At 63.4% G+C, this 11,623-nt stretch carries 2 protein-coding genes; both read right to left on the bottom strand.

The features are described from left to right. Positions 1–9,504 (bottom strand): two-partner secretion domain-containing protein, encoded by a 9,504-nt coding sequence (locus AAEZ05_RS22155; RefSeq protein WP_350648897.1) that lies wholly within the window; start codon positions 9,502–9,504, stop codon positions 1–3. A 38-nt stretch (positions 9,505–9,542) separates the two neighbouring features. After that, entirely contained in the window at positions 9,543–11,186 is a 1,644-nt protein-coding gene (locus AAEZ05_RS22160; RefSeq protein ID WP_350648899.1) for a ShlB/FhaC/HecB family hemolysin secretion/activation protein, read from the bottom strand. Between the last annotated feature and the right edge of the window lie 437 nt (positions 11,187–11,623).

The following is an 11,623-nucleotide window of genomic DNA, read 5'->3' on the forward strand; positions in this document are numbered from 1 at the left end:
TTAGTCCCATGGAGCAACCCAATTTTTATCATTCTTATCCGATACCTGCACGATCGCACCAGTCCGGTCATTCCGCACAACGTAAGACCCATCTTTGGCTACATAACCAGTTGCGGGATCATTGAGTCTAGTACCAGAAGCCGGATCGAACCTAGTATCTTTAGTCACAACAGTCTTGCTTGGGTTTGCGATAACACCTTCAAGAGAATCGGTTGTCCAACCTCGCTTCCCCATTTGCTGAGCAATTTTTGGTTCCACGATTGAAGGTATTCCTTTCGCACCACCAATACCACCAGGCCGCATCCCCCCAAGAACGGTACCCAGCATTGCTCCAGCAAAGGCAGTAGAAAATCTGGAATCGTCACCATCTCTAGCGGCTGCGAGTTCGGTAGCGATTTCAGAACCAGCAGCAATATTACTGTTGGTGATCAGTACGCCTACGATGGCGGCCTGATTGTATTCGCCACGGGCTTTCAGATCGTTTGCCAGGGCCCTGAGCTTTGGATCATCCTTCAAAAGTTGCGTCGACAACGCGTCACAACCCGTCGGATCGCTTTGACAGAGCGAGCTCAACTCTTTGTTTCTGTTTTCATCAAGCTCGGCGTAATGCTCCCGAACCCTGTTCTTACCCTCTTCAGTCGACTGACCGTCGACCTCTCGCAGCATTTCTACGACTTCTTTGTGATTCAGGTAGTTGTACTGCGTAGCGTTCTGCGCCACCCACGCACCGGTTTGCAGGCTTTCGCCATCCGCATCCCGCTGCGTTGCCGCCGCGAGCACACCCACCAGTTGCGAGGTCATGCTCAGCAGGTTTTCGTTTCCACCTACCAACCTATCGAGCTGGACGACTAAGGCTTCGTTGGCGCCCGCCGCCAGGGCGCCGGTCTTGAAGTCGCCGCCGCTGACTTGCGCCAACAGGCCACCGACCATGGCGTGAATTAAGACTTTTGGCGGACTGCCGTCAGGGAAGAGGGCGTGTGTGGCATCTCCTGCCGCATTGAAGCTCGCAGCCGCCAAGGTGTTGAACAGCGTGCTTTGCAAAGCGCTGCCCAGATCTCCGCCCTGCCCCATGATCTTGTTCAGCGCCACCGAGGTTCCGTTTTGCAGGCCCTGATTCGCGGCGAACTGGCCGATACCTTTCCACTTATCCAGGCTGGTGGTGACCTTGCCAGTGACGGAGTCAGTGGTGGTGCCGGTCCAATTGTCGAAGTAGCCAGCGGTCAGGCCCGCAGTGGCGCCGGAGACGAGGTAGCCTTTCAGTGCATTGCTGGAGGTGACATCTTTTACAACGGCACCAAGATTGCCCTGGTTGTTGATCGTACTGATCGCCGCGCCGCTGGCCGCCGAGGTCAACACCGCCGTCGCCGCTACGTTAGCCCAACCTGCTGCTGTGGCAGCTCCGGCAGCAGACGTGCCCGCTGCTGCCATGGCCGTTCCAGACCCCGCAGTGGCTCCTGCCGCGGAGCCCACTGCGCCGCTCGCAGCGCCGGCAGTTAACGCGGTCACAATAATGATGATCGCCAACATGGCGCCTTGGCCAAGACTCGAATGGCTGTACTTGAAGCTGTCGTGGGCTTCCTGGACCAAACGCCAGTCCACATCCCCACGCTGCTCCGCATCCTTGAGCCAAGCCAGGTTCGGATCGGCCTGCACCATGGCATCAATGGTCTCGCCCACCGACTTCTGGTCGATGGCCTTGAGGTCGATGTTCAAGCCGTTCGCGGCGTTGATTGCCATCTGCCCTTGAGCCACCAATTGGCTCTGGCGCAGGGTTTCATCGGTGTTGCCTTTGCCCGAGGCGGAGTTCCAGGCCAGGTCGCCTTTGCTCTTTTCGTGGCTCTCCTGGTGCAGGTCCTTGACGGCTTCGAAGGTGATGCTGCCGCCACTTTGCAGGGTCAGGTCGTTGCCGCTGTCGAGCTTGGCGCCCTGGTACAACTGGTCCCCGCCGCTGACTAGCGTGAGGTCGCCGCCGGTCTTGATCTCGCTGCCGATGTGCTTGATGTCGGTGACTTCGTCTCGCTGGGTTTCCTTGCTGCCCCACCCGCCCTTCTTTTCCTTGTCGTACAGCGAATAGTCGCTGTCTTGGGCGGCCAGCAGCTGCAGGTTTCCGCCGGCGACCAGGTAGGCTTCCTGGCCGGCGGTGACGGTGCTGGCGATCAGCGTGAGGTCCTGGCCGGCGCCGAGGGTGACGTTGCCGCCGGCGTTGAGGCTGGTGCCGACCTGGCTGACGTGGTCTTCCTGAGCTTCGACTTTGTGGGTTTTGCTGTAGCTGTGGTCTTCGTTGGCGGCGGCAGCCAGGGTGAGGTTATTGCCGGCGTTCAGGGCGAGGTCGCGTTGGGCGTCCAGTTGGCTGGCGACGATGGCGAGGTCGTGGCCGGCGTTGATGGACAGGTCGCGGCCTGCTTCGAGGCTGGCGCTGTGTTGGGTGATGGTGAGGTCGCGGTTTTTGCTGCCGTGTTCGTTGCTGTTGAGTTGTGTGGCCGAGCCGAGGGTGACGTCGCGGCCGGCGCTGATGCTGGTGTCGCGGCCGCTTTGCAGGACGCCGCCGAGGTTGTTGAAGTCGCGGCCTGCGGTGATGGTCAGGTCGTTAGCGGCTTCGATGCGTGCGGCGTTGTCAACGAAGTCGCGGTGCTGGGTGTTGAAGCCGTTGCTGCTGTCGTGGCCGGTGACGGTGCGTTCGTTGCTGATGTCGCCGGTGAGGCTGGTCAGGCTGACGTCGCGGCCCTTGATGATGCCGCCGGCCTGGTTGGTGAGGTCGTTGCCGGCGAGCAGGTCGAGGCGATTGCCGGCCTGTACCAGGCCGCTGTTGACCAGGTGATTGCCAGCCATGGCGGCGAGGTTGCCGGTGGCCTTGAGGGTGCCGGCGTTACCGAGGTTGTGCCCGGCGATCAGGCTGACGTCCTGGCCCTGGATCAACGCGCCATTGGCGGCCAGGCGGTTGTCGGACTGGGCCAGGTACAGCACCGGGACCATGACTGGCTGGCCGTCGACGATCGCGGTTTCCAGCCAGACGATGTCGTGGGTCAGGGCCGCTACTTGCTCGGCGGTGAGGCTGACGCCCAGCGACAGCATCAGCGAGTCCTTGCTGGCGATGGCGTTGTCCATCAGGTAGCGGAACATGTCTTCGTCGGAGGTCAAGCCGTCGAGATAGCGCTGGCCGGTGTGGGCGACCACGGCTTGCTGGATCAGCTGCTGCTCGTAGAAGCCGTCGCCCAGGCGCTTGGCGCTGTCGTCGGGGTTGTAGCCGAGTTGGCTCAGCAGGTAGTCCGAGCTCATGAATTGCTTGAGGTCGGTGAGTGCCGGGTTGGTTTCGATCAGGTATTTATGCGGCTGGGATTGCCCGGTGTTGCCGGGCAGGCCCTGGACCTTGGCGACATTGACCGCGCCGGCCATGCCCTGGTTGCCGGACGGGTCGGCGCTGATGTCGCGCCCCTCGGTACCGGGTATGGCTTGTTGCCGCTCGGCCGCGCCGACGCTGGCCTCGCTGAGGTTCCAGCTGTGCGGGCCGGTGTCGCCCTGGGCACTGCCCTGGCCACTGAGGCGGAACAAGCCGTTCTGCCCGGTGGGCAATTCGAACCCTGGCAGCGCCAGTGGGTTGATTTGCTGTTGTGCCAGGTCCGGGGGCAGTTGCTGGTTGAGGGTCACGCGGGTGGAAAATGCGTTGCCCGGGGCGCTAGTGTTGGTGCTCGGGCCACTGCCGACGTACTCGAAGCCGGCACGCACCACGCTGTTGTCGAAGTCGTTCTGGGTGGTGATGTTGACGTTGCCGCCGGCCTGGATGATCGCGGCGTAGCGTTGGTCACCGGCGCTCAGTTGGGTCACGCGACCAAACTGCGGCAGTTCGGCTTCGGTGGTGCCGATGAACTGGCTCATGGCCGCCGCCAGGCCGCCGAGGTTGCCGGCGTCGTAGCCGTTGCCGTGCAGCCAGTAACGGTCGGTGAACGCCTGGGCCATGTTGACCCAGCCACTGCCATTGCTGGCGCGTTGGGAACGAAACACGCGCACGGTTTCGGTATCGGAGGTCTGCACGCCGGTGTTGGTCAGGTTGTTCAGCGTGGCGGTCAGATTGCCGCTGGTGGCCAGGGTGCTGCTGTGGTTGAGCAGGTCGCCGCCGTTAAGAATCAGGTCGCCACCGGCGGTGATGCTCGACGCGGCACTGGCGGCGGTGACTTGCAGTTTTTCGCGCTGCACGATTTCCCAGACGCGGTTTTGCTTGCCGCCGCAGTCGCCGGCGTTGACGCCTTCGATGCAGGGGATTTGTTCGATTTTGGCGGTGTAGATGCCCTCGTCAGAGACCGTCAGCAGCGCACGGATGTTTTTGATGGTGCTGGCGGCCAGGCTCATGCGGCCGTCGCTCTGCATCAGGCCGGAGCTGTTGACGATGCTGGAGGCCCAACCACCGTCGCCGTCACGGTCGATGTCCAGGTCGCCCAGGCTGTAAAGACTGGCGTAGCTGTTGGTCAGCGATGCGACGCGCAGGCCCATGTCCCAGCCACTGAAGATCAGGCCGTGATCATTGAGCAAGGTTGCCGTGGTGAGGGTGAGGTCTTGGCCGCTGCCCAGGGTGCCGTAGTTGTTCACGGCGCCTGCGTGCAGCATCAGGTCGGCGCTGGAGGTCAGGCGACCGTAGTTGTTCAGCACGCCGGCGACGGTGATCAGGCTGTCGCCACCGCTGGCGATGCTCGCCACTTCAGGCAGGTTTAATTGCCCGGTGCTCAGGGTCAAGTCACCCCGGCTGCTCAGGCGACCCTTGCCGGTGTAGAGGCCACTCAGGCCCAGGTCCAGGCTGCCGTCGCTGGCGATCAGGCCGTCGTTGCGCCAGTTCACGCCGGTGCCTATCAGGCTGTTGGCGGCCAGCAATTGGCCGCTGGCGCTCTGGGTGAAGTCGTTGACGTTGACGCTCAGGCGCCCGGCCTGGATGACGCTGCTGTTGGTCCACTGGTCGGCCGTGAGGGTCAGGCCGCCCCGGGTGATGAGGTCGCCGCCGGCATTGATGACGTTGGCGGTGGCGATGTCGAAGGTGCCGTTGCCGACGTGCAGCACGGTGCCGCCGGTGTTGAGGAAACCGCCCAGGCCCAGGCTCAGGTCGGTGTTGGCGCTTTCCAGGGTGCCGTGGCGGTTGTCCAGCAGGCCCGCGATTTGGAAACGGCTGGCGCCTTGGGTGCCGAGGGCGCGCAGTTGACCGCCCTGGTTGTCCAGGTGGGCGGCGGCGATGTTGAGGGTGCTGTCGCTCTCGAGCATGCCTTGGGCATTACTCAGGGCACCGGCCAGGCTGAAGTCGATCTGTTGAGCGGCGATCTGCCCTGCGCGGTTGTCCAGGTCGGCGCCGTTGACGCTGATGCGGTGTGCGGCGTAAAGGCCGCCACTGCGGTTATCGAAGTGGCCCGTGTTGAGGAGCACATCGCCCGATTGAGCGGCAAGGCGCCCGCCCTGGTTGTCGATACTGGCCGTCGTCAGGTTCAGGCGCTCGGCCTGGGTGGTGCCGCCCTGGCGGCTGATCAGGTGGATGCCGTTTTGCAGCCAACCGCTGAGGGTGGCGGTCAGTGTGGCGTGCAGGCTGGCCAGGACGCCGCCGCGGTTATCGAGGTTGCCGGCGTTGAGGTTGAGGTCACCGTCCTGGGCGAGGATACGACCTTGCTGGTTGTCGATATCACCGGCAACGTCCAGGGTCAGCACGCCCTGGCTTTGCAGGGTGCCTTGGCCGTTGCTCAGGCGTGCGGCTTGCAGTTGCACATCGCCGTGCTGGCTGTAGATCAGGCCGTCGGCGTCGTTTTGCACCACGCCCGTGGCGGTCAGTGTCAGCTGGTCGTTGGCGGCGACGGTGCCACGCTGGCGATTGTCCAGGCCGCCCGTCAGGAGGGTGAACAGCCCTTGGCTGGCGAGTTGGCCGCCCTGGTTATCGACCTGGCTGGCGCTCAGGCGTAAAGGCCCGGCGCTGGCGAGTTTGCCCTGGGTATTGGTCAGGGCGCCGAGCAGGTTGAGGGTGACGGCGTTGTTGCCGATCAGGCTGGCGCTGCTGTTATCCAGCGCGTCGGCGGTGATGCCCAGGGCCTGCGCGGCACTGATCGCGCCGCCGCGGTTGTTGAGGGTCGAAGCCTGGACGGTCAGGGCCGCACCGCTGTCGATCTGGCCGCCCTGGCTGTTGTTCAACTCAGCGTCGACGGTCAGCGCCTGAGCGGCGGCGCTGGAGAGGATTCCGCCGTTGCGGTTATCGAGGCTGCCGGCGTTGACCGTCAGGTTGTGCTGACTGACCAAGGCGCCGGCATCGCTGTTGAGCAAGGCGTTTTTGACGGCTACGTCGAGGTTACCGTTGCGGCTGGAGAGCGTGCCGTTATTGCGGTTGTCCAGGCTGTTGGCGTTGACGGCCAGCCCTTCCCAGCCGGAGATCAGGCCTTGCTGGTTGGTCACGCCAAGGCCGTCGAGCGTCAGGTACTGGCTGCTGATCAGCTTGCCGTCTTGGTTATCGAGGTGGCGGCCGACGAGTGCAAAGCTTTGCTCGCTGGAGATCTCGCCGCCTTGGTTGTTCAGGTCGCGCAGCTGGTGGATGCCCAGCGCACCGGCGGTGGTGATTAGGCCACCGGCGTTGTTCAGGTCGCCGCCCGCCGCGCCGAAATCCAGGGCGATGGCGCTGCCCAGCAGCGATCCGCCGTTCTGGTTGTTCAGCGCGGCGGTCTGGATATTGAGGCGCCGGGTGGCGTTGATCAGGCCGTGAGCCTGGTTGTCCAGCAGGCCGTCGACGCTCAGGTCGAGGGTGTCGCGACTGGTCAGGGTGCCGCCCTGGTTGTTGACGCTGGCGGCGCGCACTTCGAGGGCCGACGCGGCGATCAGGCCTTTGAGGTTACCCAGCGCCTGCTCCACGCGCACGGTCAGTGCCTGGTTGCTCAGCAGTTTGCCGTCGCGGTTGTCCAGGCTGTTGGCGGCGAAGGTAAAGGCTTGGGCACTGGAGATTTCCCCGCCCTGGTTGTTCACTGCGTTGAGGTGGCTGAGCATCAGCAGCGGTGCGCTGATCAGGCCGCTCTGGTTGTTCAACTGGCCGTGATTGAGGTTCAGGTTTAGCGAGCTGTTGCTGAACAACAGGCCGCCTTGCTGGTCCAGGCCGGTGACGTTGGCTGTCAAAGTCTGGTCGCTGGCGATGCGGCCTGTGTCCTGGTTGGTCACCTGGGTGGCCGTCAGCTCGAGGATATCGCTGCTGGTCAGGTGCCCGCCCTGGCTGTTATCGAACGCGCCCGTGTCGAGGCGCACAGGGCCTTTGCCACTGATGTTGCCGCGCTGGCGATTATCCAGGCCGGCGCTGTGCACGCTGAGGCTGGCGTCGGCGACCAGTTGCCCGCCCTGGTTGTCGACCAACCCGCGGCTGGTCAGGCTGAGTGGACCGGCACTGGACAGGCTGCCCTGGCGATTGTTCAGGCTCGCGGCGCTCACCGTCAGTGCGCCTTCGCTGTTGATCGAACCGCCGAGGTTGGTCAGGGCAGCGTCGAGGCGGATATCCACTGCCGACAAGGCACTGACCACACCGCCGCCGTTGTCCAGGGTCTGGCCGGCCAATGAGACACGGCCCTTGGCCTGCAGCAAGCCCTGGCTTTGGTTGAGCAATTGCGCGACGCCAAGGCTCAGGTCGGTGCCGGCCAGCACCTTGCCGCCGTCACTGTTGTCCAGTTGCTGGCCGCTTAGGTTCAGCGCCGCCGAGCTGGAAAGCTCACCGCCTCGGTTATCCACCGTATCGACCTGGACGGTCAGCACGTTGGCCGCGCCGAGCAAGCCGTTGTGGCGGTTATCGAGCGTGGTGCCGCTCAGGTTCAGGTTGCCCTGGGCGATCAGTTCACCGCCCTGGTTGTCCAGGTGCGTAACGCTGAGATCAAGATCGCGGGTAGCGCTGACCCGTCCATCCTGGCGGTTATCCAGGGTGCTGCCCGAGAGGCTCAACGCCTGGTTTGCACCCAATTGACCGTTACGGTTATTGATCGCGCCGCTGGCGCTCAGGCGAAGGTCCTGCCCGGCCATGATCAGGCCGGCGACGTTGTCGAGGGATGCCAAATTAAGGACGGCCGCTGCAGCGCTGGAGAACTCACCCGCGCTGTTATCCAGGTGACCCACCTGCGCCTGGAGCAGGCCGCGACTGTTGATCAGGCCCTGTTGGTTGAGCACTTGGTCCGCATGCAGGGCAAGGCTGTTGTGGCTGAGCACCCGCCCTTGCTCACGGTTGTCCAGCGTCGAGGCACTGACCTGCACGCCGTTATGCGCACTCAGCGTGCCGCCACGGTTGTCCAGGGTTTGGCTGACGCCCGCGTCGAGGTTGCGACTGGCCGTCACGCTACCGCTGTTGCGCAGGTGCTGCGCACTGAGGCTGATATCGCCGACGCTGTTGCGGCTGTTGTCGGCATTGACGCCGGCCTCGATGATGCCGCTGTTGGTCAGTTGGCCACCGGCGCTCAGGCTGATGCGATCACGGGCAGCCAGGCTTTGCCGGTTGCTTGAGGCGCCGCCGGTTTTAACTTCCAGGGAGGTGCCGGCGTAGACCGGACCTTGCGCCTCCAGGCTCGCCGCCTTGACGCTGATGCCTTGGCTGGACGCCGCCTGGGACAAGGTCAGATGACCATTGGCATCGATCTGGATATCGCCACCGCTGGCGGCCAGGTTGCCGGCCAACCGCACCCCGACACCGGCTTCGGTGCCCACCAGTTTGATGGCGCCGGCATACATGCCGCCCAGCACGGTGGAGTCAATGGCCAGCTGTGGCTTGACGCTGCCGTCGTCGGCACGCGCCGTGGCATTGAGGGTCTGTGCGTCAACGTCGTTGCGGCCCGCGATCAGGGTCAGGTTGCGGGCGTTGATCTGCGCATTGAGCCTGGCCGTGCGGGTGATGATCTCGAAGCTGTCGACGTTGCCGGCATTCAGCCCCGCCCCCTCGATGCTCACGCTGCCGCCATCGACCTGAAAGTGATCGAGGCGTCCGTTGTTCAGGATCGGGGTGCCGGTGGTAAGGGTGGCACGTGGGGTGTTGATGAAGCCGCAGCCGTTACAACTGATGCCATAGGGGTTGGCGACGATGACGCGCGCCGATGGCCCCGCGACTTCGGTATACCCGCGCAGGTGGCTCGGGTTACCGCCGTTGACTTCATTGAGAATGGTGCTGGCCGCCGAGCCCTGCAGGTTCGGGTTGCCGAGAATGATCCCGCCCAGTTGCGTGGCCTGGGTGCGCGTCGTGGCGTTGTTGAGGATTACCCCGTTGGCGCCGACGTTGTAGTCGCTGAACTGATTGTGGGACAGGCCACTGGCATTGGGCGCGGCGATGTTGACGATGGGCACGCCATTGCCGGCCTGGCCCAGTGAGGTGCCGGGGCCGCTGACCACAATGCCATCGGCCTGCACCAGCAGCGGCTGCCAGAACAGCGCATTGGCCAGGATCAGCGCCAGGCCGCGCTTGGGCAGGCCGCAGAAGCGTTCAGGGCTTGCTGGGGCGGCAGATGGCTGGTGGTCACGGTGGGCAAAGGGGCGGGTCGGCATATCAATCTCGATGCAACAGGGCGTTGTCGGCAGTGGGGTTACAGGAAGAAGTCCAGGCGAAAGTAGATCGGCGCTTCACGCTCCGTCATCGCGGCCGGGCGTTTCAGGGAATGGGCGAAGGTCACGCCGGCAGACAGGTGCTGGCCGCGGGCAAACAGCTCCAGCGAATGGCTGGAGAGCCGCCCGTGCTGATCACCGTTGTAGCGCTCGTGGGTAATTACGCCCTGGTCGTAGCCCAGGCTGGCGCCGTATTCGGCCAAGGCCGGGCGCAACCAGGCAACGGTCAGCGGGCGTGCCCAGCGCAGGTCGTTGCGCCAGTAGGCACCGCTGTCACCGCTCAGCTGCTGGTCCTTGAAACCGCGCAGCGAGGACGCGCCACCGAGGCTGATGCGTTGCGCGCTGAACAACACATCGTCGGTGTGCTGGCCGGTGACCAGGCTGGTGAAACTCAGGGACTCGCCCGCCAGGGTGAAAGGCTGCAGGTAACTGGCGGTGGCGGTGTACTTGCGAAAGCGCGCCTCGGGTTCACCGGGGCCGGGATGACCTGCGCTTTGCGCGTCGAAGGCGCCGATGCCGTGTTGCAGGCCCAGGTCGAAGTTGATGAAGGCGCTGGCGACCCGGCGACCGTGGTTGATGCCCCACTGCAGCTCGCTCAGCCGATTGCTGCTCAGGTCCAGGCGGCTGTCCTCGATGTAGGCGTTGGTGCGCAGGTGCGCGACACCGAGGTTCATCGAGGTTTTGCTCAAGTCGTCGCGATGGATCACCCGTTCTGCGCGCAGCAGGTGGTGCTGGCTGTCGCCGGACTGCTTGAAGTTGAAACCATTGCCCTGGACCTGCGAGCGGTAATCGCTCTGGCTATAGCTGTAGCTGAAGTTCCACCAACCCCAGGGCAGGCTGTAATAGAGCATGGCGTTTTGCGAGGTCTTGCGTCGGTCGCTGACGGCGTCGTGGCCACCGCGCAGCACCAGTTGATCGGCCAGGCCCAGGGGGCTGTCCCATTCCAGGGCGGTGCCCCATTGCTGTTCACCGGTGGATTTTTGCCCGTCGTTGTTGCGCGACACGCTGGCGCGCCAGGGTTTTTGCGCAGTGTTCTCCACCCTTACCCGGGTGCCGCCCACCTGCGCGCCCGGCGCCAGTTCCATGCGGGCCTGGTTCGATGGCAACCGGTTGAGCTGGTCGACCAGTTGCTCGATCTGACGCAGGTTCAACAGCTCGCCATCGGCGCCGGGAAACGCCATGGCCAGTTCACGCGCCGACAGCCCGCTGTCCTCTGCGCGGTCCAGGCCTTCAAGCGTGCCTTCGACCACCAGCACTCTCAGGTGGCCGCTGGACAGGTCCTGTTGTGGCAAATAGGCGCGACTGGTGACCAGCCCGCTGGACAGGTAGTACTCGGTGATGACCTTGAGCAGCTCATTGAGCCGGGCCACGTCCAGGCATTGGCCGAGGTAGGGTTTGAGCAGGCGCGAACGCGCGCCGGCGGGCAGGTGCTGGGCGCCCTCGATGTTGATCGTGTCGATGGCAAAGCAACGGGAATCAGCGGGCATGGCCGGTGCGTCTGGCATGCTCGGGCTGCCGGGCAACGCCTTGAGCTCTTCCAGCCGCTGGCGCTGCTCTTGCAATAAGCGATTCTGGCGATCACGGATAATGTCCTGATCGCCGGGATTGGTGACGGGCGCGGCCATAGTGCTGCTGATAACGCTTATATAAATAAACGAAACGCACGTAAGGAATTGCGCCCTCGATAGTAATGAGGGCAACTTGGAGAACCGGGTAATAAACGAGGGGGACTAAAGTAACACTGTGATTGGCACTCGCCACCCCTTGAAACAATGCCGCTGGAGACAACAGGAACATCCCTACATACAGCGGTTAAGTTTTCCTACAGAACTTTCTGATACTTTGTTCTTTTGCAGTTTCCTCGCACAGGCAGTGCTTTGTGGGCTGTATTAAATGCTCAAGCTAAGCGTGAGGCTAAAACATTCAGCCAATGTTTAAACTTGGTCTTCACTCTCAACTTTCTTATTGATCATGAAGTCAATGTAGGAGCTGCCGCAGGCTCGGGCCGCGATCGGACGATCTTTTGATCTTCACCCTTGAAAATCAAGATCAAAAGATCGTC

It is taken from the genome of Pseudomonas sp. HY13-MNA-CIBAN-0226 (assembly GCF_040310305.1).
Taxonomy (GTDB): domain Bacteria; phylum Pseudomonadota; class Gammaproteobacteria; order Pseudomonadales; family Pseudomonadaceae; genus Aquipseudomonas; species Aquipseudomonas gregormendelii.